Source organism: Mucilaginibacter ginsenosidivorans (assembly GCF_007971025.1).
Classification (GTDB): Bacteria; Bacteroidota; Bacteroidia; order Sphingobacteriales; family Sphingobacteriaceae; genus Mucilaginibacter; species Mucilaginibacter ginsenosidivorans.
In genome coordinates this window covers 3,483,396-3,506,010 of the sequence record NZ_CP042436.1, presented here as the reverse complement: position 1 = coordinate 3,506,010, position 22,615 = coordinate 3,483,396, and the positions used below count along the sequence as shown (strand labels likewise).

General features: G+C 43.3%; 24 protein-coding genes and 1 tRNA gene. 8 read left to right on the top strand and 17 right to left on the bottom strand.

Annotated features, from left to right (window positions below; genetic code table 11):
* Nucleotides 1-6 precede the first annotated feature (6 nt).
* Genes FRZ54_RS16135 through FRZ54_RS16125 form a run of 3 tightly spaced genes read left to right on the top strand, consistent with a single transcriptional unit; the run spans nucleotide 7 to nucleotide 1,687 of the window.
* A complete protein-coding gene (locus FRZ54_RS16135) occupies nucleotides 7-609 on the top strand; it encodes a sigma-70 family RNA polymerase sigma factor (protein ID WP_147032612.1) in 603 nt (200 codons plus the stop codon).
* Nucleotides 610-622: 13 nt separating this feature from the next.
* Entirely contained in the window at nucleotides 623-979 is a 357-nt protein-coding gene (locus FRZ54_RS16130; protein ID WP_147032611.1) for a hypothetical protein, read from the top strand.
* Nucleotides 980-997: 18 nt separating this feature from the next.
* Complete coding sequence (locus tag FRZ54_RS16125; RefSeq protein WP_147032610.1) at nucleotides 998-1,687, top strand: SDR family NAD(P)-dependent oxidoreductase; 690 nt, start codon at nucleotides 998-1,000, stop codon at nucleotides 1,685-1,687.
* Between the two features lie 136 nt (nucleotides 1,688-1,823).
* Here the strand turns inward: FRZ54_RS16125 and FRZ54_RS16120 are convergent, their stop codons facing one another.
* Entirely contained in the window at nucleotides 1,824-2,159 is a 336-nt protein-coding gene (locus FRZ54_RS16120; RefSeq protein WP_147032609.1) for a DUF1622 domain-containing protein, read from the bottom strand.
* A gap of 177 nt (nucleotides 2,160-2,336) precedes the next feature.
* On the opposite strand from FRZ54_RS16120, the gene FRZ54_RS16115 reads away from it, so the two are divergent.
* The gene (locus FRZ54_RS16115) at nucleotides 2,337-2,831 is read left to right on the top strand and encodes a DinB family protein (protein WP_147032608.1); all 495 of its coding nucleotides are present in this window, start codon (nucleotides 2,337-2,339) and stop codon (nucleotides 2,829-2,831) included.
* Between the two features lie 297 nt (nucleotides 2,832-3,128).
* Here the strand turns inward: FRZ54_RS16115 and FRZ54_RS16110 are convergent.
* Nucleotides 3,129-3,202, bottom strand: a tRNA-His gene (locus FRZ54_RS16110).
* Nucleotides 3,203-3,308: 106 nt separating this feature from the next.
* Between FRZ54_RS16110 and FRZ54_RS16105 the strand changes: the two genes are divergently transcribed.
* Both FRZ54_RS16105 and rnhA read left to right on the top strand, forming a co-directional pair.
* Nucleotides 3,309-5,402 carry a heavy metal translocating P-type ATPase gene (locus tag FRZ54_RS16105; RefSeq protein WP_147032607.1) on the top strand — a complete coding sequence of 698 codons (2,094 nt, stop codon included), beginning with the start codon at nucleotides 3,309-3,311 and terminating at the stop codon, nucleotides 5,400-5,402.
* A gap of 97 nt (nucleotides 5,403-5,499) precedes the next feature.
* The gene (gene rnhA / locus FRZ54_RS16100) at nucleotides 5,500-5,970 is read left to right on the top strand and encodes a ribonuclease HI (RefSeq protein ID WP_147032606.1); all 471 of its coding nucleotides are present in this window, start codon (nucleotides 5,500-5,502) and stop codon (nucleotides 5,968-5,970) included.
* A 129-nt stretch (nucleotides 5,971-6,099) separates the two neighbouring features.
* Here rnhA and fbp read toward each other — a convergent pair whose 3' ends face one another.
* From fbp to FRZ54_RS16055, 11 genes are all read right to left on the bottom strand, one after another.
* Nucleotides 6,100-7,149, bottom strand: a complete 1,050-nt coding sequence (gene fbp / locus FRZ54_RS16095) for a class 1 fructose-bisphosphatase (protein WP_147032605.1) — start codon at nucleotides 7,147-7,149, stop codon at nucleotides 6,100-6,102.
* A gap of 24 nt (nucleotides 7,150-7,173) precedes the next feature.
* A complete protein-coding gene (locus tag FRZ54_RS16090; RefSeq protein ID WP_147032604.1) occupies nucleotides 7,174-7,665 on the bottom strand; it encodes a metallophosphoesterase family protein in 492 nt (163 codons plus the stop codon).
* The gene (locus FRZ54_RS24760; protein WP_228462512.1) at nucleotides 7,653-7,955 is read right to left on the bottom strand and encodes a hypothetical protein; all 303 of its coding nucleotides are present in this window, start codon (nucleotides 7,953-7,955) and stop codon (nucleotides 7,653-7,655) included. Before FRZ54_RS24760 ends, FRZ54_RS16090 begins: the two co-directional genes overlap by 13 nt.
* Entirely contained in the window at nucleotides 7,956-8,669 is a 714-nt protein-coding gene (locus FRZ54_RS16085) for a tRNA1(Val) (adenine(37)-N6)-methyltransferase (RefSeq protein ID WP_147032603.1), read from the bottom strand.
* 3 nt (nucleotides 8,670-8,672) lie between these two features.
* The gene (gene gloA2 / locus FRZ54_RS16080) at nucleotides 8,673-9,062 is read right to left on the bottom strand and encodes an SMU1112c/YaeR family gloxylase I-like metalloprotein (RefSeq protein ID WP_147032602.1); all 390 of its coding nucleotides are present in this window, start codon (nucleotides 9,060-9,062) and stop codon (nucleotides 8,673-8,675) included.
* 95 nt (nucleotides 9,063-9,157) lie between these two features.
* Nucleotides 9,158-9,616 (bottom strand): IS200/IS605 family transposase, encoded by a 459-nt coding sequence (gene tnpA, locus FRZ54_RS16075; protein ID WP_147032601.1) that lies wholly within the window; start codon nucleotides 9,614-9,616, stop codon nucleotides 9,158-9,160.
* 49 nt (nucleotides 9,617-9,665) lie between these two features.
* Complete coding sequence (locus FRZ54_RS24510; RefSeq protein WP_187359640.1) at nucleotides 9,666-9,812, bottom strand: hypothetical protein; 147 nt, start codon at nucleotides 9,810-9,812, stop codon at nucleotides 9,666-9,668.
* A gap of 37 nt (nucleotides 9,813-9,849) precedes the next feature.
* The gene (gene purL, locus FRZ54_RS16070; RefSeq protein WP_147032600.1) at nucleotides 9,850-12,072 is read right to left on the bottom strand and encodes a phosphoribosylformylglycinamidine synthase subunit PurL; all 2,223 of its coding nucleotides are present in this window, start codon (nucleotides 12,070-12,072) and stop codon (nucleotides 9,850-9,852) included.
* Between the two features lie 156 nt (nucleotides 12,073-12,228).
* The gene (locus FRZ54_RS16065; RefSeq protein WP_147032599.1) at nucleotides 12,229-13,038 is read right to left on the bottom strand and encodes an energy transducer TonB; all 810 of its coding nucleotides are present in this window, start codon (nucleotides 13,036-13,038) and stop codon (nucleotides 12,229-12,231) included.
* Nucleotides 13,039-13,156: 118 nt separating this feature from the next.
* Entirely contained in the window at nucleotides 13,157-13,735 is a 579-nt protein-coding gene (locus FRZ54_RS16060; RefSeq protein ID WP_147032598.1) for a DUF4468 domain-containing protein, read from the bottom strand.
* A 68-nt stretch (nucleotides 13,736-13,803) separates the two neighbouring features.
* Nucleotides 13,804-14,841 (bottom strand): porin, encoded by a 1,038-nt coding sequence (locus tag FRZ54_RS16055; protein WP_147032597.1) that lies wholly within the window; start codon nucleotides 14,839-14,841, stop codon nucleotides 13,804-13,806.
* Nucleotides 14,842-15,609: 768 nt separating this feature from the next.
* On the opposite strand from FRZ54_RS16055, the gene FRZ54_RS16050 reads away from it, so the two are divergent.
* Entirely contained in the window at nucleotides 15,610-17,784 is a 2,175-nt protein-coding gene (locus FRZ54_RS16050; protein WP_147032596.1) for a glutamine synthetase III family protein, read from the top strand.
* A gap of 19 nt (nucleotides 17,785-17,803) precedes the next feature.
* On the opposite strand, the gene FRZ54_RS16045 is transcribed toward FRZ54_RS16050, so the two are convergent.
* Nucleotides 17,804-19,225 carry a chloride channel protein gene (locus tag FRZ54_RS16045; protein ID WP_147032595.1) on the bottom strand — a complete coding sequence of 474 codons (1,422 nt, stop codon included), beginning with the start codon at nucleotides 19,223-19,225 and terminating at the stop codon, nucleotides 17,804-17,806.
* Nucleotides 19,226-19,290: 65 nt separating this feature from the next.
* Here FRZ54_RS16045 and FRZ54_RS16040 point away from each other — a divergent pair, with 65 nt between their 5' ends.
* Complete coding sequence (locus tag FRZ54_RS16040) at nucleotides 19,291-20,469, top strand: AIR synthase related protein (protein ID WP_147034515.1); 1,179 nt, start codon at nucleotides 19,291-19,293, stop codon at nucleotides 20,467-20,469.
* 249 nt (nucleotides 20,470-20,718) lie between these two features.
* On the opposite strand, the gene FRZ54_RS16035 is transcribed toward FRZ54_RS16040, so the two are convergent.
* Genes FRZ54_RS16035 through FRZ54_RS16025 form a run of 3 tightly spaced genes read right to left on the bottom strand, consistent with a single transcriptional unit; the run spans nucleotide 20,719 to nucleotide 22,588 of the window.
* The gene (locus tag FRZ54_RS16035; RefSeq protein WP_147032594.1) at nucleotides 20,719-21,750 is read right to left on the bottom strand and encodes a PAS domain S-box protein; all 1,032 of its coding nucleotides are present in this window, start codon (nucleotides 21,748-21,750) and stop codon (nucleotides 20,719-20,721) included.
* A 25-nt stretch (nucleotides 21,751-21,775) separates the two neighbouring features.
* Nucleotides 21,776-22,327, bottom strand: coding sequence for a hypothetical protein (locus FRZ54_RS16030; protein ID WP_147032593.1), 552 nt, complete (start codon nucleotides 22,325-22,327; stop codon nucleotides 21,776-21,778).
* A 24-nt stretch (nucleotides 22,328-22,351) separates the two neighbouring features.
* Nucleotides 22,352-22,588 carry a hypothetical protein gene (locus tag FRZ54_RS16025; protein WP_147032592.1) on the bottom strand — a complete coding sequence of 79 codons (237 nt, stop codon included), beginning with the start codon at nucleotides 22,586-22,588 and terminating at the stop codon, nucleotides 22,352-22,354.
* Nucleotides 22,589-22,615: the final 27 nt, after the last annotated feature.

The following is a 22,615-nucleotide window of genomic DNA, read 5'->3' as shown; positions in this document are numbered from 1 at the left end:
AAAACCATGCAAACGACTGTAGAAATAGATAGAAAAGCGGTTAACACCGATATGGCCGACCTGGGCCGGTCATTGTCGACACACTGGGATTATTTATTCGCATATGCCAATATGCGTTTGCAAAATGAAGATCAGGCTAAAGATTTGGTCCAGGACACTTTCCTGTCGGCGCTCGAAAAATTGGATCGTTTCGAGGGGCGATGTATGGAACGCACCTGGCTCGTTTCTATACTGAAAAATAAAATAGCTGATAAATACCGCAGGAAAACCGTCCTGATAACTTATGATGTTGACAATATTGCGGACGAAGACGAAACTTCTGATCTGCGCGACACGGAAACCGGGTACTTAACAGCCGCCGGTACATTACGATACCGACAAGTGACGCACAATGACGGAGTTGAAAAAAAGGAATTTGACCAATTCCTTCGGAATTATATGCAACGCCTTCCAGCATTATGGTCGTCTGTTTTCACGATGAAACACCTGGAAGATCAACCCACAAAGACCATTTGCAGCGAACTTAATGTAACAGCGTCACATTGCTGGGTTATTATGCACCGGATCAAAAATAACTTCAGGCAATACCTGGAACAAAACTGGAATTAGTAATTAACAAATTATGGTTGAACCGTTAAACCCAAACACTATGTTTTGCCAAAAAGCCCAGACCATCATCGACCTACAGGAACGAGGTTATGATCATGATTTTGTCCTCGACAAGGAAACTATATGGTGTGTCCAACATGAAGTACCTGTTTATCCTGACGATTTTGAAATCGTAGAGGTCCATCATTGTGGCGCTCAACTTGATGAATTGTCATCATGTGTCATTTACGGCATCAGGTTATATAACTACGACATCAAAGGAATTATGATGAGCAGGTACACTACTTTATACAACGGGGTGTCCATCAGGATGTGGACTAAATTGAATAATGCGGTCGCAGCTTTGACCGGTGAACTGGCTTGTGCCTGAAAAACATAAATATTAAAAATGAAAATAGTGATCGTAACCGGATCAACCGGTAATATGGGTCAAGCCATAGCTAAAAAGTTCATTACCGAAGGGCATTTTGTTATCGGGACGGCTACTGCAAATGATGCAACTACACCTGATTTGCCCGCAAACAGGTTTGAAAAAGTAATTGTTGACCTTTTAGACGAAACAGCGTCGCAACAATTCGTCGACGATGTAGTATCCAGATATGGCCGTATTGACGCCGCCTTGCTTACGGTGGGCGGCTTTGCTATGGGAACCATCGAAACAACACCGGTTACCGACATCGCAAAACAGTATAAGCTTAATTTCGAAGCAACTTATAACGTGGCGCGCCCGGTATTTGTGCAAATGCTAAAGCAAAGGGGCGGCCGCATTTTTATGACCGGATCCAGGCCAGGGCTGGATGCTAAAAACGGGAAGGGTATGGTGGCTTATGGGCTTGCAAAGTCCCTTGTTTTTCGCCTTGCCGACTTGATGAATGATGAGGCTACGGGCAGGAACGTGGTTACCAGCGTGGTGATCCCCAGCACTATCGACACTCCCTTGAACCGCAAAAATATGCCTGACGCCAGTTTTGAAAACTGGGTAAAACCTGAGTCCATAGCCGATGCCCTGTATTGGTATTGCACTGATGAAGCATTAGTATTGCGCGAGCCCCTGATAAAAGTTTACAATAATGCTTGACTGATCAAAACAGCCGGTTGTTGTGGTAATGTTTAGTCATCGCTCAGTTACCGCCGGGAATGACTGTAAAGTATTTTACGACCGGGCCTCACCTCATAGTATAGCGCGATCTTACTCATACCTGGAAATTTCAAGCTTATTCTTTGCTTCCGATCTCCTTAAGTTCTTTGCCGAGAAAATAATTCAACAACGTTCTGATGACTGCGATGGCCGCCAGCTTCCCTATGTCGTCCCAGCTTGGGGCAATTGCCGTGGCCAGCACATCTGCGCCTAACAACAGTTCAAGTGAAACGGCAACCGAACTCCCAAACCTGACGCGCAACTCCTCCTTCGAAATCCGGATGCTGTTTCGCTTTATGGGGATAATATAATTGAACAGGGTTTGCACCACGGCTATTCCAATGATGAGTGCGGCCAATATTTCGACCGCCCTGCTTACATCAAGTGTTATTTCTTTTGCTAATTCTTCCATTCCGAAGCAAAATTAGTCCGGCTATTCAGACTCCTTTGTCGGCTCCGCGACAATCGTCCTGTCTTTTTCATCCACAAATTCGCCGGCAATGTCGGTTACACGACAAAGCAAGATCGTTTACCATCTTATTTTTGTTCGTCGATAATAAGAAAATTAAGTAATAAAGACACAGAAGTTATGCAGACAAATGAATCGGTAAAGAACGTATTTACTCAACTGGAAGAGTCGCTGCGTCAATTGACGGATGCAGAATACAAACAGCCCTGTGCAACATTGTTCAATGCTACCATTGGGCAACATGTAAGGCATATCATCGAACTTTTTATTTGCTTATACAAGGGGTATGATATCGGCATAATTGACTATGATAACCGCGAAAGAGATATCAGGATAGAAAGCCATAAGGATTTTGCCATAGAATTACTACAGGTTGTTATATCTGATCTTAATAAACATAATAAGGATCTGCTGCTGGCAGCAAGTTATGGAGATAATTCTTCGCCCCTGCTAATTACGACAAGTTTTAACCGTGAGGTAATTTACAACCTGGAACATACCATTCATCATATGGCGCTGATCAGGGTCGGGATAAACGAGGTTTCGGATCTGGCTCTCCCTGATGAGTTTGGAGTTGCTGCATCGACTATCAGGTACCGGAGAAAGTGCGCATAAAAATCGCCGGCCAGTAGATAAAAGTAAAAGGGCCACCTAAATAATGATTGGAGCTTGCTAAAGCAAAAATGAAATTATTATCGAATAATTTACAAATAAAACTCTTGAACCTTATTATAGAGCTCGAACACTTATGCATTTTCTAACTAATTGATTTTGTTTTAATTGCAAAAAAAATCAGCACCAGTGTTCGCTTTGAGTAAAAATCACCAAACACCATTTCCCCCTAAAACAATGTGTTAAATACCTAAAAATCAATGCATAAAAAAACCTCCCGTTTTCGCGGGAGGTAGTACGGGTAAGCAATGGGGCTCGAACCCACGACCCCCAGAACCACAATCTGGTGCTCTAACCAACTGAGCTATGCCTACCGTTTGGAGGTTGCAAATGTAAAAAAATACCCCCGAAAATCAAGCAAATTTTTAATATTACATTCAACTTACCGGCACCCTGTATATATTACCGAAATTTGCAGCTATGGCAGATCAATTAGTTGAACTGAATGTGACCGGGATGCATTGTAATAATTGCGCCATTTCGGTTCATAAATTACTGGAAAAAAAAGGGTTCCATGATATCCTTGTCGACTTCGCATCTGAAGAGGTAAAGTTTTCGGCTGATAACGATGCCGCTGTTAAAGATGCAATTAAAAGTATCGAAGGCTTAGGCTATAAAGTGATTGATGATGCGGCAACCCACAAGGAGAAGTTTTATGATAAGGTCGAAAATAAACTGATCTTTTGCGCGCTGTTCACCATACCCCTGCTTGTTTCAATGTTGCTTCCCTGGCATTTTTTGTCCGATCCATGGGCGCAGTTTGCATTGTGCCTGCCAGTTTTTATTGTCGGATGCCAGCATTTTGGCAAAAGCGCGTGGAGTTCTGTTAAAGGCGGTGTACCTAACATGGATGTACTGATATTTATCGGCTCATCGTCCGCTTTTATTTATAGCCTGATCGGCACGCTCCAGCATTTAGGAATGCGTTACCAGTTTTACGAAACCTGCGCTACCATTATCACCCTTGTACTGCTTGGCAACTTATTTGAAAAACGCTCGGTTACGCAAACCACTTCAGCAGTAAAGGACCTTATTAAAATACAACAAGTTAATGCCCGCCGGGTTGTTAACGGCGAAATTGAAGTGATCAGCGCAAAGGAAGTGCGTGCAGGCGATACCTTGCAGGTTAACACGGGCGATAAAATACCGGTAGATGGTGAGGTGATCTCTGGCAATGCTTCTGTTAATGAGTCGATGCTGACCGGTGAAAGCATCCCGGTTGAGAAAGCAAAATACGATAAATTAATAGGCGGGTCCATTCTTGAACATGGTAATATCACCATGATGGCTACAAAAGTTGGCTCGAACACCGTTTTGGCCCAGATAATCGAGTTAATGAAAAAAGCGCAAAGTGCGAAGCCGCCCATCCAAAAAACGGGTGATCAGGTTGCTGCAATATTTGTTCCGGCTGTCATTATTATCGCTTTGGTCACCTTTGTGCTAACCTGGATGGTCGGCCATGCAGGCCTGCAGCACGCCATCATGAATGCCATAGCCGTGCTGGTTATTTCCTGCCCTTGTGCCATGGGACTGGCCACACCAACAGCGGTTATGGTGGGCCTGGGCAGGGCAGCAAAAAATGGTATACTGATCAAAGGCGGCGACACAGTTGAGACGGTAACCCGGGCAAAATATATCGTTTTTGATAAAACCGGCACTTTAACTACCGGAAAATTTAGCATAAATGATATAAAAGCAGAGGCTGGTTTTGATACCAGTGTAATAAGGGGGACGATCACCGCTATTGAAGAGCGGTCGAACCATCCCATTGCCCGTTCATTAGTCGACGGCCTGAAGGGCTTACCTCAACAAAAGCTGATACTAAAGTCAGTAACCGAGGAGAAAGGTTTAGGCATGCGTGCCGAGGATGTCGATGGGAACCACTATTTCCTTGGCGCCTCAAAAGACAAAAACAAAGATGCCTTATTTAATGTGTCGCTGTATAAGAACCAAGTGCTAATGGCCCAGATAGAAATAGATGATGAGATAAAACCTGAGGCCGCTTCTTTAATAACCCAATTAAAAGGCATGGGCATAAAACCTGTACTGCTAAGCGGCGACAGGCAGAGCAGGTGTGAAAAAGTCGCCCTTGCGTTGGGTATCAAAGAAGTACATGGAGAAAAACTCCCATCTGAAAAGCTTACAGTTATTGACATTTATAAAAAGAAGGGCCAAACAATTATGGTTGGCGATGGGATTAACGATGCACCTGCCCTTACCCAGGCCGACATTGGTGTCTCGATGAATGATTCCAGCCAGGTAGCTATCCAGTCTGCAAAAGTAATACTGCTGAATACGAATCTTTATTCCCTTGTAAAATTCCTGCAGATAAGCCGGCACACCTTAATCACCATCAAACAAAACCTGTTTTGGGCATTTGCCTATAATATTGTTGCCATCCCCATTGCTGCTTTTGGTTTTTTAAACCCAATGTTCGGCGCTTTGGCTATGGCTTTTTCCGACGTGGTAGTCATCGGCAATTCGTTGAGGTTGAAGGTGAAAAAGGTTTCTTAGCCGACGGCCGATAGACAATAATCCATAGTTCTGTATAATTATTATATTTTTGACCACTGGCTATAAGTTGTCAACCGTGGTCATTGGACTACAAAACATGATTGAAATTTTCACTGACGGTGCATCAAGCGGAAACCCGGGACCGGGCGGTTACGGCGTTATCCTGCGCTCAGGCAAACATTATAAAGAACTTTCGCAGGGTTTTCGCAAAACCACCAATAACCGTATGGAATTGTTAGCGGTTATCAAAGGCCTTGAAGCGCTGAAAAGCCTAAATCAATCTGTTACTATTTACTCCGATTCCAAGTACGTGATCGATGCTATCGAAAAGCGATGGGTATACGGTTGGCTTCAAAAAGGTTTTAAGGATAAGAAGAATAAAGACCTGTGGCTGCGTTATCTTGAAGTAAGCAAACTGCACCAGATCAAATTCGTTTGGGTACGCGGGCACGCCGGTCACCCCGAAAACGAACGGTGCGACGAACTGGCAGTGGCGGCCGGGAAGCAGAAAGACCTGCTTATCGATTCAGTTTTTGAGGCAGAAGCAGGGAAAGTAAATTTGTTATAAGAAGGGCCGGCGGATCGTTGCTTCCAGGCTTCTCAGATCCGGCAAAACATGGTTAACACATTTCAACGCATTTTTAAGTTAAATTGCTTAAAATCAATAGTTTATATAAGACGGGTGTAAACCATAATATTACTGTATCGCCACCAGTCCTTCAAACGTTTTCTTAGTCACCTGCGGCGAAAAGTAAGCCATCATTTCTTCCGCTTTGTGCACCATATTTTCCGAACCGATAAATATGGCCGAACGCTGGTGTAATTCGGTCACTTCGAGGTCCAGAATGCGTTCGTAGCCGTTACTGGCCTTCCCTCCCGCCTGCTCTATAATAAAGGCCATAGGGTTACACTCATAAACCAACCTCAATTTGCCTTTAGGTGCACTGGCCGTTATCGGGTAAATAAATATGCCCCCTTTAATCAAATTACGGTGAATGTCGGCCACCATCGAACCGATATAACGCGAAGTATAGGGCCGCTTTGTTTTATCGTCTTCCACCTGGCAGTATTTGATATATTTTTTTACGCCGTCAGGAAAATGCACATAATAACCTTCGTTGATTGAGTAAATAACACCATCCTTTGGTATTTTCATTTCTGGATGTGAAAGGCAAAATTCTCCGATAGATGGATCAAGTGTAAAGCCATTGACGCCTTTACCTGTAGTATAAACCAGCATTGTAGATGAGCCGTAAATGACGTAGCCCGCGGCAACCTGTTCAACACCACGTTGCAAAACATCTTGCAAAACCGCGCGGCCTTTGGTCGACTTACGCCTGTAAATGGAAAAAATTGTTCCAATGCCAACATTCACATCGATGTTTGAAGATCCGTCAAGCGGATCGATCGCGACAATGTATTTGGCGTCGGTCGAAACGTCTGTATCCAGGTGAATATAATCATCGTTTTCTTCCGATGCTACTATGCAACATTCGCCGCCGTGCTTTAGTGCTGATATGAATTGCTCGTTTGCATAAACATCCAATTTTTTTTGTCCCTCGCCCTGGATATTGGTCGTTCCGTTCTCGCCAAGGATGTCGGCAAGACCTGCTTTATTAACCTCGCGATTAACGATCTTGGCTGCAATACCGATGTCTCTTAGCAGTCTTGAAAGTTCACCCTTAGCGTACGGAAAGTCAGCCTGCTTCTCGATAATGAACTGGCCCAAAGTTTTAGCTATCTTCATTTACTTAGTGTATTAAATACGTCGTTATTTTTGCAATTCTATGGCCTCTAAGGTATGGATTTTTTCCTCAGAAATGCAAAATCTAAGTAGTGTACGTATTTTATGCCAACCTTGTTTCCCTGCTGCTCCAGGATTTAAGTGTAACAAACCAAGTTTTTGATCGTAGATAACCTTTAATATATGAGAGTGCCCGCAAATGAACAATTTGGGAGGCTTAGTGTAAATTTCCTGTCGGATTGACGGATTATAATGCCCCGGATAACCGCCGATATGCGTCATCCAAACATCTACCTCTTCGCAATTGAAACGCAGGTGTTCGGGGTAGCTTATACGCACATCTTTTCCATCTATATTTCCATAAACGCCACGCAATGGTTTAAACGCAGCAAGCTTATCCGCTAGCTCGATATTGCCAAAATCACCGGCATGCCATATCTCGTCGCAGTTCTCAAAATGCTTAAAAACGGAGTCATCCAGGTGACCGTGGGTGTCGGAAAGGAGGCCTATTTTGACCATTCAAAACCAATAAAGAAGAACATAACTAAATAAAATACAATCAACGTACCTGAGAGTATAATATCTGCGACATATTGTTTTTTGAAATATAAAAAGATAGTAATAATTAACGAAACAAGATATATTGAAAATAGGATCATATACGGTTTTTCCAATTCAGTGACCCTTTCTGTTGAAATACCAAAAGCATGTAAGGAAGGAAGTCCCCAGTAAAGAGTTGTTGCCTTGTTTAGAAGATAAAGCGTTGCAATAGACAACAACGCAATGGAAATTATTGAAATTGTTCTCATTTAAAACACGGTAAAATAAGGTTTCAGCAATTTAACGTATTCCTCTGAATAACTGTCCTTCGATTCGTAAATTAAAAAGCTATCCTTCTTGATTTCTGCTTTCTCCAGGCCCAGGCAGACAATCACTCTATGCGGTTGGGATAACGGGAAAGAACGCACATTCACCAATTGCTGTGGACGCATATTATACTTAAGATATAAATCCGATAACGCTTCAGCAGTATCCAATGGCAATATCATACAAAACACCCCCGTCTCGTTAATGTGTTCTGATACTTCTCTGATCAATGCTTCAAAGAAATCGTCACCCGCATGTTTAGCAACCTGTTTATTTTTCTGTGGCGATTTAAGAGAATTGATATAAAACGGCGGATTAGATACGATCAGATCATATTTCTTTCCGGGATTTTCAGCAAAGAACTTTTCAAACCCCATGGAATATGCGGTTAATCGTTCCGCAAAAGGTGAGTTACTAAAATTGCGTCCTGCTGTTTCAGCCGCCTGTTCGTCAATCTCTATGGCATCAACTTGCGCTGTTCCAAACCTTTGCGCCAGCATTAGGGCGATAACGCCTGTACCTGTACCAATATCCAGAATTGCTTTCGGGTCATCAGCATCAGCCAAAGCACCCAGCAATACACCATCCGTATTGATCTTCATGGCGCAACCGGTTTGATCGACCTCAAATTGCTTAAATTTAAAAACGCCGGACATGGCTCAAATTTCGTAAAACTCTATCGGCAATCCATCCGGGTCGGCAAAGAAAGTGAAACGTTTGCCGGTATATTCATCTACCCTTATCGGCTCAACATTAACCCCATGTTTTTGAACTCCGGCAATTGCCTCATCAATATCATCAACTTCAAAAGCCAGGTGGCGTAAGCCTGCGGCCTCCGGCCTGCTTGGCCGTGCGGGTACATTGGGAAATGAAAAAAGCTCCACCTGGTATACGCCGTTAACTTCCAGGTCGAGCTTGCATGAGTTTCTTTCAATGCGAAAAACTTCGCGCACTATTTTTAAGCCGAGTACTTCTGTATAAAATTGTTTCGATTTTTTGTAATCGGTGCAGATGATAGCAATGTGATGTACCTTGTTAATCTCAAGCATAATAGGGGTTTAAAAAATGTTCCATAGGAACATATCGTCGGTAGTAGTAGAATAAAGTGATACAAATATTAAGCGTTCCATCGGAACGCATGGTGTTATTCCAATTCCTGAAATATATATTTTTCATTCCAGTCAATTTCAAACGCATTCAAAAATTTCCGGTATTCATCTAAAAAGGATTCTTTTTGATGATGCTTTTCCTGATTCTGAATATAACGTATTACATCAGGTACCTGGCTTTTTGCGTGAGAAAAAGCACCATACCCTTCCTGCCATGCAAATTGCGGATATAAACGCTGTGCTTTGATCCACTTACTGCTATCTGTCTTTACATTTTGTATCAATGCAGATACGGATTGATGCGGCCGCATTCCAATAAAGATATGAATATGATCGGGCATGCTATTTGTTTGAAGCATCTTGTGGTCATTCTGTTGAAAAATGCCGGTGATATATTGGTGCAATCTTTCTTTCCATTCAGTATCAATAAGCGCAGCCCGGTATGTTACGGCAAATACAAATTGAATATGGATTTGGGTGTAGGTATTGGGCATAGAAAATGAAAACAAACAACAGCAAAACACCATACGTTCCGATAGAACGCTAAAAATGCACATAATTTTCTACCGACCAGCTGTTCCTACGGAACACTTCTGCTATAGCTTGGTCGCCTAAAATAGAGAACAATACATTGTCGTAAACCATTTTAGTATCGGTTATATGCCCGAAAGATTCTTCATCAACCGTCATATAACCATCTGTTCTAACGGAACAGCTCTGCTATTGCTTAGTCACCTAAAATAGAGAACAATACATTATCGTAAACCATTTTGGTATCGGTTATATGCCCGAACGAATCTTCGTCTATCATCATGTATCCATCGGTAACAGTACCCAGTAAACTGAATTCAACTTCGCTGGTTGCCATCAGTTCGATAAATCTTTCCTGTTCTTCCGGCGACACGCTTACCACTACCCTGCCCTGCGCTTCGCCGAACAGAAAGGCATCTTTGCGCACCGAGTTATCAGAAGCGATGTCAAAACCAAAATCATTTGGCAAAGCTGATTCCACAAGGGTAACGTATAGGCCACCATCGGAAACATCATGAGCCGATTGGATCACTTTATGTTTGATGAGCTCTTTGATCACCTGGTGCATGGCATATTCCTTATCCAGATCGAAATAAGGCGCCGGGGCAGCCAGGATTTTATGGTACGATGCCAAATACTGCGACGAAGCAATATCATTAACCGATTCGCCGATCAGGTATACAAGGTCGCCGGGCTGTTTGAAATCTGATGTTGTTATGGTCGAAATATCATCCAGCACGCCCAGCATACCAATGGTTGGCGTCGGGAATACCGGGCCTTCGTCCGATGATTGATTATAAAAGCTCACATTACCACCGGTAACAGGTGTTTCAAATTTGGTACAGGCTTCGCCCATACCTTTGATAGCGCCAACAAACTGCCAGTAAACTTCTGGCTTGTAGGGGTTACCGAAATTAAGACAGTTAGTTATAGCAACCGGCTCGCCGCCTGCACAGGTGATATTACGGGCAGCTTCGGCAACCGCAATGGCACAACCTTTCTGCGAATCTGCATATACATAGCGCGAGTTGCAGTCAACCGTCAGGGCAATGGCCTTGCTGGTACCTTTTACTGCAACCACTCCGGCATCGCAAGGGCGGTTAGTGGTCATGGTCGATGTACCTACTGTCGAATCATACTGGTGGGTTACCCAGCGTTTTGACGCAATGTTCGGGTGCGATATCAAATGCTCAGCCACTTCTTTCAGATTGGCCGGCTCTTTAACATCGTCTATTTTAAACTTCTGATTTTCCTTGAAATATGCAGGCTCACGGTATTCTCTTTTGTAAACCGGGGCGCCTCCACCCAATACCAGGTCTTCAGCCGGAACGTCGGCTACCAGTTCGCCATGCATATAATATAACAGGCGTTTTGTATCGGTTACCTCGCCAATAATGGCACAGTTCAGGTCCCATTTATCAAATATGGCCTCAACTTCAGCCTCGCGACCTTTGTGAACGACGATGAGCATGCGCTCCTGCGATTCAGAAAGCAATATCTCGAACGGTTTCATGTTTTCCTGCCGTGTAGGAACCTTATCCAGGTCGATACGCATACCATGCTCGCCTTTTGCCGACATTTCAGAGTTGGAGCAAATTATACCGGCAGCGCCCATGTCCTGCATACCTACCACAGCGCCGGTTTTGATCACTTCAAGCGTAGCTTCTAACAGTAATTTTTCCTGGAACGGGTCGCCCACCTGCACCGCAGGCAAATCGTTTACCGAATCTTCGGTAATATCTTTTGATGCAAATGCCGCACCGTGTATACCATCTTTGCCGGTGGCCGATCCTACAATATAAACCGGGTTACCAACACCATAAGAAGTAGCCGATACCGTCTCGCCTGCTTTTACAATACCCGCCGACATCGCGTTAACCAGCGGGTTCACATTGTAGCAATCGTCGAAAAACAGTTCACCGCCAACCGTAGGAATACCAAAGGCATTGCCGTAATCGCCAATACCCTTTACCACACCTTTGATCAGCCACTTGGTACGGTCAAGGCTCAGATCGCCAAAACGCAATGAATTTAATTGCGCTATAGGCCTTGCACCCATCGTAAATATATCGCGGTTGATACCGCCAACACCAGTAGCGGCCCCCTGGTAGGGTTCTAATGCCGACGGGTGGTTGTGCGATTCTATTTTAAAAGCGCAACCTATGCCATCGCCCAGGTCTACCAGCCCGGCGTTCTCCTCACCTGCTTTGGCAAGCATTCGCGGACCGTCCTTTGGTAACGTTTTAAGCCAGGTAATTGAGTTTTTGTAAGAGCAATGTTCGCTCCACATCACCGAAAAAATAGAAAGCTCGGTAAAGTTGGGCACGCGTCCCAAAATCTCTTTTATTCGTTCAAATTCTTCGGGCAGTAAACCTAAATCTTTAGCTGTTTCGGGGGTGGTTAATTCCAGGGTCTCCAAGGCAATTATCGTTTGTTGAAAGGAAGCACAAAAGTAGGAAAAAAGGTGAAAAGCAGAAAGGAAAAAGCTTAGGGCCAAAAAGTGTATAAAAACAAAAAGGCGATGAATTTAAAACTCACCGCCTCGCTTTATATATGATCAGTTAACGTGTGCTAATTATTCCTGTGGCAACTGAAAGTTAAACGGCAAATTAAATTTCACGCGTACAGCATGCCCATTTTGTATGCCAGGTTTCCATGCCGGGGCTAGTTTCAAAACCCGCAATGCTTCTTCATCCATCCCATACCCTGCACCCCGTTCAACGGTAATACTGGATAAGTGACCATCCTTTTCCACTATAAAGCTTAGCCAAACCTTTCCACCTACCCCGGCATCTTGCGCCTGGCTTGGGAAACGCAAATTTTTCTGAAGAAATTTCGACCAAGCAGCAGCCCCGCCCACTGGTTCGGGCATTACTTCCACGCTTCGCATGTCCACCGGACCTGTCTCTTCAGTCACCACTGTTGTTCCACCCCCGCCTTTTGAAAGCTCGGGGATATCAATTTTACCGTCGTCGCCCTTAACTGTTTGTTGCCCCGGGTCTGCTGTCTTCAGGTCATCTATTTTGGGTGGATTCTCGGCATCCCGATCATGTGTTACAACAAATGGCGGCATCTTAACAGTACTTTTATGCGGGGGCTCCGGTTGCTGTTTAGGAGGCGTAACCGGCTGTTTTACAACAGGGGGAGTAAAAGTCCTTGGTCGCAAGGTGACATCAATAACTGGGCCTTCTTTGGGTTGACGAGTCATAAAAAAACTGCAAACTAGCATCAAAGTCACAAATCCTCCAATGGTAAAGCCGAGTGCTTTGAACAGGTTATCAGCATAATGTTTCCTGAGGTCGTAGGCGCCGTAGGCTTTATTACGGTCGTCAAATACAAGTTCGAGCCACCCGGACTTGTATAAATCTAATTCTGTGATAGGCATTTTTTCAAAATTTAATTTTACTTAATAACGATTAAACAATATTAAATATTGCATCGTTGCAAAATAAAATTTTGTATGCCTATAAAAAACTATGATAAAATTTTGCCCGAACCGGTTCTCACCACTTATCCGTAACGATCTTTTTTACCACCGGCGCGGTAGTTTTTTTCATAATATGATTTTGCGCCATATACTCTTTCAATTTTGAACCTAATTGCTGGCAATACGCCCCGGTCTGGTCGAGATAGCCGCTCAACTCCTTTTTTTCAAGTTTTGACGAAGCATCATCTAATGACACCTCTTTGCCGCTCGATGGTACAAACGCCCCATACCTGTCTCTTTCATAAGGAGTAAATACGAAGTCGGTGAACCAGAAGCGGTATTTTGAGTCCTTACATTGTATGGTAAAAGTGCAGGCTATCTCGCCATTCTCGTGCTTTGAAAATGAAAGGCTGGAATGGGTAAGAAATTTATCGTGGATAACAAACGTTGTATCCGCTGCCAGCTTTCCCTTAAGTTTATTGTCGATTGCAAAAGTTGACGCTTTTTTGGTCAAACTATCGGCCCCCGCGCCGGGAAGATCAACAACCTGGTAATAGATATACTTATTTTGCTCGTTAACCGATAGCAAACTTTTTTGCGCATTGGCTACCTGGAGTACAAACAGGCAGGCTAAAAATATCAGTATCCTTTTCATAGTATAAAGATAAAGCCGCTCTCCGGTAATTGAAGAGCGGCTTGAAATAAAATTTAACCGGGGTATTATTAGAAGGCGTAAACAGCAGCCAACACAAATTGAGAAGCTGATTTTGTAGGTGCGCCATTGCTATCTGTAAATATTTCGTCGCCACCGTTATCAAACCTGATCTCAGGAATGAAGGTTAAAGGACCTGCTTTGATGTTTGAAGTTACAGTGATGCCGGTAACATGAGCCTTTGGCGTAGTGCCGATAGCTTTAGTTTCGAAATACTCACCTCTTAAACCAAAGGTTACTACTTTAGAAACTGCAAGCTGAGGATACAATGCAATACCGTCATAACCGCCGCCGCCATGAGCAGGTGTAAATGTAGCCCCATTCAGGCCTAATTTAAATGCATCGGTGATCTGGTAAGCAGTGGTCAGGTCAAATATAGTACCAGATGTAGGGCCTGTAGCAAGGTTGAAGTATGCTGTCCAGCCTTTTGCAGGCGCAACCATTAACTGCGCGCCGAAAGTTGATACGTCATGAGTTGAAGTGTACACGTTCCAGTTGTCATTAAATATACCGGCCATCAGGCTAACCTTGTCTGAAAAAGCGTAGGTTGCTTTAAAACCCGCATTCTGGAACGGTCCGGCTCCAAACAAATATGAGGTTGAGTAGTTGAAGTTACCTGTAGGGCTAATTACTTCGTAACCAACAAAAGTTGCCATATAACCCGCAGCTAAGCTAAATTTATCGGTCACCGCGTAATTTACATAGAGGTTTTGTATGTGAAATGAATTATTGCCATTTCCGGGGTTTCCGTCGCCATTAGGTGTTGACTGGTATTGCCCGCGCGGACCGAATCCCAGTTCACCTACAAAGGATGCTTTACCCACGGTTTTCTTTAACCCAACGTCGATCATGCCGATCGACACAGAATTATTGTCTGAAGCGAAATAGGTAGGAATGTTGGCATGACCCGAGAAGTCGTCTTTGTAATAGGTATCTACCGAACCGAAGATAACTAAAGGGGCATCTGAAGTGGTTTTTACAGTATCCTGCGCTTTAGCAAAACTAAAAGCAGCGACACCGGCGAATAAAAGTAAAAATCTTTTTTTCATGATTAGTGTTTTGGTTAATTTGATTGACTGATTGGTTGATTGATTATTATTTAGTTAAGTTGATTTATTTGTTAGTTGCGACATAATAATTTAAAACAGGGGTCGCTTTCCGGGTCTTTCTCCACTGTAAACTCTACGGGTAACCCAGGCAAGTTTTGGTTTTGCCGGTAAAAGCTTTTTCAGCAGGCCTCGTAACAGGTGTTTAGTGAAAACAATCTTCATATAATGACTAATTTGGTTTGATTAACATAAATTATTACACCAAATCTTTATAAGTGATGATTTATTGAAATAAATCATCCTTATTTAATTAATAAAATCACATAAATTTGATTTATAAATACAATTTTATTAATTTTTTCATGAAATTATGAATGTTTTGATAATAAAACAAATTTTTAGTGTTAAAAATCACATAAAACAAGTAAGAATTATTAAATTCATAAAAATTGATTGAAATTTAACATTGATTTTGCATAATTTTCAATCGAAAAACTTATTAAGGCCTCAAAAATATATCAAGTGTTTAAAAAATTGGATTAAACTATATCATCGTTCGTGTATTTATTACAATTTGAAACCATTTGATGTCATGTCCGGGTAAAACCCCAAGCGGGGCCATTGCCGGGCGTATCAGATACAGCCGCCCTTAAAGCCTGTCCCATCATCAATTTTCTTGATCAATATTATATTTTGGAGAAATATTGAATTGTTTTAATGAGGATAATTATACATTTGAAGTAAATCACATAAAAAAATTCAATAAAAATGTCAAACTTCAGGTTTCAGGCTCTGCAGGCGGTTCTCGACAGATCAATTCCGGAAATAAAACTGCCTTCAAACAAAATCTCTGATTATTTCAATTCGAATGTTTTCGATAAACAAAAAATGAAGGACTTTCTTTCCAAAGATGCTTTCCAGGTTATTGTTAGTTCAATTGAGAAGAGTGAGCCGATACCGCGTGATATGGCCGACCAGGTTGCTTCTGCTATGAAAGCCTGGGCGATAAGCAAGGGAGCCACACACTATACGCATTGGTTCCAGCCTCTAACCGGCACTACTGCTGAAAAACACGACGCTTTTTTTGAACCAACCCCCGATGGCGGCGCGATCGAGGTATTTTCGGGCGACGCCCTGGCCCAGCAGGAGCCGGATGCATCAAGCTTCCCAAGCGGAGGGCTGCGTAACACGTTTGAGGCCAGGGGTTACACCGCATGGGACCCTTCGTCTCCTGCTTTTATTATGGGGCGCACCTTGTGTATACCCACTGTATTTGTATCCTACACAGGCGAAGCATTAGATTATAAGGTACCGCTGTTAAAGGCGTTGAATGCATTGGACAAAGCAGCTGTAGACGTTTGCCATTACTTCGACAAAAGCATAGAAAAGGTCAATGCATCCTTAGGCATTGAACAGGAATATTTTTTAGTAGATATAGCCTTATTTAATGCACGCCCCGACCTCTACTTAACGGGCCGTACACTTTTTGGTCACATGTCGGCCAAGAACCAGCAATTAGAGGATCACTACTTCGGATCGATACCTGAACGGGTGTACGCCTACATGCAAGACCTGGAAACAGAAGCTTTGCAATTAGGCATTCCCCTTAAGACGCGTCATAACGAGGTTGCTCCTTCCCAGTTTGAATGCGCGCCGATATACGAAGAGATCAACCTGGCCATTGATCACAACCAGCTATTGATGGACCTGATGGACAGGGTTGCCAAAAGGCACAACTTTAAAGTACTGCTGCATGAAAAGCCTTATGCAGGCGTTAATGGTTCGGGCAAGCACAACAACTGGTCGATGATAACCAATACAGGTAAGAACCTTTTATCGCCCGGAAAAACGCCCAAAAACAACCTGATGTTCCTGACGTTTTTTGTCAACACCATTAGGGCTGTTTATGAACATGCCGATCTGCTGCGCGCGTCTATTGCTTCAGTTAATAACGATCATCGGCTGGGAGCTAATGAGGCGCCCCCTGCTATCATATCCATTTTCCTGGGCAGCCAGTTGAGCGATGTGCTCGACGAGATAGAAACTTCACGCATAAGTAAGAAAATAAAAGACGATGCTTTGTTATGGCAAGGTATCCCAAAAATACCACAAATATTAAAGGATAATACCGACCGTAACCGTACATCGCCTTTTGCTTTTACCGGTAATAAGTTTGAGCTGAGGGCCGTTGGCTCGTCGGCTAATTCGGCTTATCCCATGACCATCCTGAACATGATAATGGCCGAGCAGCTCAAGAAGTTCAAATATGATGTTGACAGGATATTGAGAAAAGGCGAGAAAAAAGACGTTGCGATACTGATGGTAATAAAACGGTACATCAAAGAGTCGAAAAATATACGTTTTGAAGGCAATGGCTACAGCCAGGAATGGGAAGAAGAAGCCGGGGCGCGCGGACTATCCAATTTCAAAACAACACCCAGGGCTTTAGATGCCTTATTAGCCGAAAAATCAGCAATTTTGTTCGAAGACACTGCGGTATTTAGCCCGCGTGAGGCCCATGCCCGCCACGAAGTTTTACTGGAAAGCTTTTATAAAAAATTACAGATAGAAGCCCGCGTAATTGGCGAGTTGGTAATTAATGTTATCATACCCACTGCAATTGCCTACCAGAGTAATTTGGTAGAGAATGTAAGAGGCCTTAAAGATATCGGACTCGACAGCGGCACCTATGCGGCACAACTTGATATTATATCGAAAATATCAGAGCATGTCAATTTCATCAAATCCAATGTGGGTTACATGATCGCAGAGCGCAAACAGGCCAACGGTATCGAAGATATACGCGAAAAAGCTATCGCTTATGATGAAAAGGTTAAGGCTTTCTTTCAGCCGATCCGCTATCACGTGGACAAACTTGAGCAACTAATAGACGACTCGCTATGGCCCTTGCCTAAATTCCGCGAACTGCTGTTCATAAAATAAGCTCAGGCTAAAAAGACAACTAAGCAGGGCTTTCGTTTTTTAGTGGTTCTATTACCGCCGGGGTGGGTTCTTCCTGTGCGTTCTCCTTTTCCTCCTCAGCCTTGAGGTCGATCATGTATTGAACTTTAAGGTGATCGTATAACGAATGTTTGTCTACCAGCATCGCGGCTAAACTTGCTATCATACCTGCCAGGATAAGGTGAAAGATAACATTATTTCGATCGGTCATTTCCAATACCAGGATAGCCGATGTAAATGGCGACCTTGTAACGCCTGTCAGGAAGCCAACCATGCCCGCCAAAATAAGCATGTTGGTGTTAGCTTCGGAGAAATTGAACCAGCTTGCCACGAACGATCCCACGCTTGCGCCTGCTCCCAGGGCAGGTGCGAATATCCCTCCTGCTGCACCCGTTGTAAACGACAGCGCAGGACCGATAATACGGAACACCGGCATATACCACGTGGAATACTTATCTGAAGTAAACAGGACGCGTTGCATCACATCCTTACCAGACCCCAGCGCCGCGAAATTGACAAAGTAAGCAAATGTAACCATGATAAGCGCGCAGCAGACCAGGTAGATCACATGTTCGCGCTGGAACCGAAACTTAGCCTTCCATTTAAGTATGACCAGTATGAATTTAGACATAGCGCTTCCCAATAAACCTGTAATTGCTGCTACCAGTGCCACGCTTAGGAAAATAAAGGTTGAAAGGCTGTCGATCTTAGGATAACCGAGGTAAAGATAAGGGCCTAATATCCCTTGTGCGGTTAAGCCGGCGATGATCACCGACGAAAAAATAGCCGTTTTGAAATAGCTGAAGTGGGTTTTGGTTAGTTCTTCTATAGCAAAAACTATCCCGCCGAGCGGCGTGTTGAAGGCAGCAGCGAGCCCGGCAGCTGCGCCGGTAATTATCATATTCCTTTTAGCAACTTTTGGCCACCAGGCCGGCAAAATCTGATTTATCTTTCTAAATACCGAAGCAGCTATCTGTATTGTAGGCCCTTCACGTCCAATCGCACCACCACCTATCGCCAACACAAGGCTTGATATTACCTTGACCACAATAATTTTGATACTTAAAAGCTTATTTACCTTATCATCTGTTTTAGGGCCGGTAATTTCTATCGCGGCGGCAACTTGCGGTATCCCGCTCCCGCGCGAATAGGTAGCGAACCGCTTTACTATCCACCAGGCAGCAATAAAACAAACCGGGGTTAATATAAACAGCAACCAGGCGTGCCAGTGAAAAACTTTAGCGGTCAGGTCCTCCGCATACAAAAAGAGCCTTGCATACACTACCGCTATTAAACCTGTTATTACTGATGCGATCCAAAATGGAATTGCCTGAAGTACATTTTTTTTTAGTTGTTCGTTATTCAGGCGGTCAAAACTATGTTTAAGGTGAAGGCGAATTTTAGACAGTATATTGTTTGACATCGAATGATAGATAAGAAAACGCAAAAGTAATGTTTAAACCTCATTATACACTATATTTGCCCATGATTTCTTCGCAAAGGTACGATCAGAGAGGCGTCTCAGCCTCGAAAGATGACGTTCATAACGCTATAAAAAACATTGACAAGGGCATTTTCCCCAAGGCTTTCTGTAAGATAATTCCTGATATTTTAAACAACGATCCTGCTTACTGCAACATTATGCATGCCGACGGAGCAGGCACCAAATCGTCGTTGGCATATACTTACTGGAAAGAAACAGGCGACATTTCCGTTTGGCGTGGAATAGCACAGGATGCCATCATCATGAACCTGGACGATCTGCTTTGCGTTGGCGCTATTGACAATATTTTACTTTCATCAACCATAGGCCGCAACAAAAATTTGATTCCGGGCGAAGTTATCGCAGCCATCATCAACGGCACTGAAGAGATATTGGCCGAACTGAGAGATGCTGGTTTAGGTATCTTTTCAACCGGCGGCGAAACGGCTGACGTTGGCGACCTGGTGCGGACCATTATAGTGGACTCCACCGTTACCTGCCGAATGAAACGGGAAGATGTAATATCAAACGACCGTATACAGCCCGGGGATGTGATCGTGGGTCTTGCATCGTTCGGAAAAGCCAATTATGAGCAGGAATATAATGGCGGCATGGGCTCGAACGGGCTGACGTCGGCCCGGCACGATGTATTTGATAAAAGCGTAGCCGAAAAATATCCTGAAAGCTATGATCATGGCGTGCCTTACGATCTTGTATTTTCCGGCAGCAAAAAACTGACAGACAAAATTGATATTGGAGACGGGGCGTTAATAACAGCAGGTAAACTGGTACTTTCCCCTACCCGGACTTACGCGCCAATAATAAAGACCATGTTGGAAGAATACCGCCATCAAATACACGGAATGGTACATTGCAGCGGTGGTGCGCAAACCAAGGTGTTGCATTTTGTTGATAACGTTCATATCATAAAAAACAACCTGTTCCCTGTTCCGCCTCTATTCAAATTGATACAGGAAGAATCCAAAACAAGCTGGCAGGAAATGTATAAAGTATTCAATATGGGACATCGCATGGAACTATATGTGCCGAAGGGAATAGCGGCAGACCTGATCAGTATCTCAAAGCGTTATGGCGTTGATGCCAGGATCATCGGTCACGTTGAGGCCGGCAATCAGAAACAGGTGACCATTAATTCTGAAAACGGCGACTTTATTTACAACTGACGATCGATCACGCAAAGTAATTTATTGTACCTGCGCAAAAGTAGTTCCGTCGTATTGGAAAGTTTAGTGGCTGAGATAGTTGTATCATTGTAAACCTTATACCGTATTGTCGGATATCCAGGGCAAATTGCGGGGCTATATTTGCGAGGCAGGCGTTTTAAATTTAAAGGCCCCGGATAAATTACAGGTTTTGTGTGCCTTTCGGAAAGTCATTGGGAACGGCGGGTGCCATGCCCTGGCGGGCGTAAATTAATTACCTGGTTTTACGATGACATCCGCGCTTGTGTTGGATTTTGCTGTAATATCCTTTATCGCGTTATCCAGTTCATTTGCCGATAATAGTATGTATTCCATAGCCTTTTCTTTGTCCCCGCCGGTTGGCAATTCTTTGAGTATACTAATGAGTCCCATTATCCTGGCCAGCGGTGCGCGCACTATATGAGACTGTATCCATGATATCTCTTTTAATCTTTGATTTTGTAATTCGATCGCCTTTATATAGGTCAGCCTTTCCGTAACGTCAATTGCCAGCGTAACTACGGCTTTTTTCCCCTGGTACTCTATTACTTTACTTTTAGTATCAACCTGTATCAGGTCTCCATTTTTTTTCCGGTGTATATTATTACATTGACACTCCGGTTGCCCGGTCAGTATAGCAGATTCAATGCCCTTGTCTATTTTCGCAAACTCTTCCTCCGGGCGAACGTCTTTTATTGTGATCGACAGGAACTCCTCCCTGCTGTAACCGTATTGCATTATAGCGGCATCATTAACATTAAGAAAGCAAAGTGTGCTGACGTCGAAAACCCACATAGGTTGCGGGCTTAAATGAAAAAGATCGCTATATCTTTTTTCAGAATCTTCGAGCCCCTGCGTTGCCTTTTTGCGCTCGAGGCTATAAACAATACTTTTATATAATGATATCGGGGTCAACTCTTCTTTCAGCACATAATCCGAAACGCCCAGGGAAAGAGATTTTATTCCGAAAGCGAAATCAGTATAGCCCGTCAATACGATAACAGGTGTGTTCATACACAATTTCGTTATTTCGCTGATCAATGGCGCCCCGGTTTTATCAGGCAATGAAAGATCGAGAAGTATCACATCAAACTGCTCGCATCTGCCCGTTAAGATATCTTTTGCCTCGCGGTAGTTCTTGGCGTGGATTAAGTTTAGTCGCCTTATTTGTTCCAGCAAAAACTCTTCAACAAGGGCGAAGTCGCCGGGGTTATCCTCTACAACTAATATATTGAACTCTTTCTTCTCATTCACTATTTCCATGCGCTTAAAAGGACTAATACATTCATCATTTTATGATAAGCACAAATCGTTTTTTCCCAAATGTATTAGGATCAGCTTCATCAATTTCGAAACTACAGGTTTCTGAACGAAGGTCGACACTGTCTTTTTTGTAATTATCTTTTAACCATATCTGTTTATCTACGGGCATGCTGTATTCTCCGCTGATCTTCAAAAAAAATAGTCCGCTCGATTTTGTATGGATATCCAAACCGATGTTCATTCCGGGTACATAGGGTATACAGCTTATGGAAAGGTCTGTTCCGTCCTGGGATATGTTGGCCAGGCTAACATGCCCGAACCCATCCAGGTGGGGTGCGTCTTCGCTAAAAACATAATCAGGACTCGAAGACCGTTTAAATATGATGCAGGTTTCGTCGTAGGTTGTACTGTCCTGGTATAGCTTGATCTTGAATCCCGATTTGTCAGGAATCGTGTCCGTACTTGCCGCAATTATCGCGGTCGTGACCGGGGACTTTATTTCAGGTGCAATTTTTTTATCTTTTTTACAGGCAACAAATAAAACCAGTGTAAATGACAACAGGGTAGATGTTTTCATGGCATATGGATTTAAATAAATGCTTTAATTTTTCATGTAGTTTTTAAGGTCAGGTTTTACCACATTAAGATTGGCAAGTGTATATTTTATTTCGAGATCGATTGCAGAAGCCAGGGGCTGACTGCAATAGGTGCAGCAATGCCGCGATAAAAGACTCTCTTCAGACAACGGCATCTGAGTTGCCATCATATTATGGTAAATTGAATTTTGGCATTGCAAATTCATGCAATACAGGAAATAACGTTCTACAGACTTATCCATCGGCTTTGTTTTTAACTATTCAAAGTT

Excerpts from the sequence above, each read along its gene's own strand:
- tnpA (WP_147032601.1), bottom strand. The coding sequence starts at position 9,616 with ATGCCCAATACCTACACCCAAATCCATATTCAATTTGTATTTGCCGTA.
- FRZ54_RS16050 (WP_147032596.1), top strand. The coding sequence starts at position 15,610 with ATGTCAAACTTCAGGTTTCAGGCTCTGCAGGCGGTTCTCGACAGATCA.
- FRZ54_RS16035 (WP_147032594.1), bottom strand. The coding sequence starts at position 21,750 with ATGGAAATAGTGAATGAGAAGAAAGAGTTCAATATATTAGTTGTAGAG.
- FRZ54_RS16030 (WP_147032593.1), bottom strand. The coding sequence starts at position 22,327 with ATGAAAACATCTACCCTGTTGTCATTTACACTGGTTTTATTTGTTGCC.
- FRZ54_RS16090 (WP_147032604.1), bottom strand. The coding sequence starts at position 7,665 with ATGGTCAAAATAGGCCTCCTTTCCGACACCCACGGTCACCTGGATGAC.
- FRZ54_RS16045 (WP_147032595.1), bottom strand. The coding sequence starts at position 19,225 with ATGTCAAACAATATACTGTCTAAAATTCGCCTTCACCTTAAACATAGT.
- FRZ54_RS16025 (WP_147032592.1), bottom strand. The coding sequence starts at position 22,588 with ATGGATAAGTCTGTAGAACGTTATTTCCTGTATTGCATGAATTTGCAA.
- gloA2 (WP_147032602.1), bottom strand. The coding sequence starts at position 9,062 with ATGCTTGAGATTAACAAGGTACATCACATTGCTATCATCTGCACCGAT.
- FRZ54_RS16065 (WP_147032599.1), bottom strand. The coding sequence starts at position 13,038 with ATGCCTATCACAGAATTAGATTTATACAAGTCCGGGTGGCTCGAACTT.
- FRZ54_RS16060 (WP_147032598.1), bottom strand. The coding sequence starts at position 13,735 with ATGAAAAGGATACTGATATTTTTAGCCTGCCTGTTTGTACTCCAGGTA.
- fbp (WP_147032605.1), bottom strand. The coding sequence starts at position 7,149 with ATGAAGATAGCTAAAACTTTGGGCCAGTTCATTATCGAGAAGCAGGCT.
- FRZ54_RS16085 (WP_147032603.1), bottom strand. The coding sequence starts at position 8,669 with ATGTCCGGCGTTTTTAAATTTAAGCAATTTGAGGTCGATCAAACCGGT.
- FRZ54_RS16135 (WP_147032612.1), top strand. The coding sequence starts at position 7 with ATGCAAACGACTGTAGAAATAGATAGAAAAGCGGTTAACACCGATATG.
- FRZ54_RS16130 (WP_147032611.1), top strand. The coding sequence starts at position 623 with ATGGTTGAACCGTTAAACCCAAACACTATGTTTTGCCAAAAAGCCCAG.
- FRZ54_RS16120 (WP_147032609.1), bottom strand. The coding sequence starts at position 2,159 with ATGGAAGAATTAGCAAAAGAAATAACACTTGATGTAAGCAGGGCGGTC.
- FRZ54_RS16055 (WP_147032597.1), bottom strand. The coding sequence starts at position 14,841 with ATGAAAAAAAGATTTTTACTTTTATTCGCCGGTGTCGCTGCTTTTAGT.
- FRZ54_RS16125 (WP_147032610.1), top strand. The coding sequence starts at position 998 with ATGAAAATAGTGATCGTAACCGGATCAACCGGTAATATGGGTCAAGCC.
- FRZ54_RS16105 (WP_147032607.1), top strand. The coding sequence starts at position 3,309 with ATGGCAGATCAATTAGTTGAACTGAATGTGACCGGGATGCATTGTAAT.
- rnhA (WP_147032606.1), top strand. The coding sequence starts at position 5,500 with ATGATTGAAATTTTCACTGACGGTGCATCAAGCGGAAACCCGGGACCG.
- FRZ54_RS24760 (WP_228462512.1), bottom strand. The coding sequence starts at position 7,955 with ATGAGAACAATTTCAATAATTTCCATTGCGTTGTTGTCTATTGCAACG.
- FRZ54_RS16115 (WP_147032608.1), top strand. The coding sequence starts at position 2,337 with ATGCAGACAAATGAATCGGTAAAGAACGTATTTACTCAACTGGAAGAG.
- FRZ54_RS24510 (WP_187359640.1), bottom strand. The coding sequence starts at position 9,812 with ATGACGGTTGATGAAGAATCTTTCGGGCATATAACCGATACTAAAATG.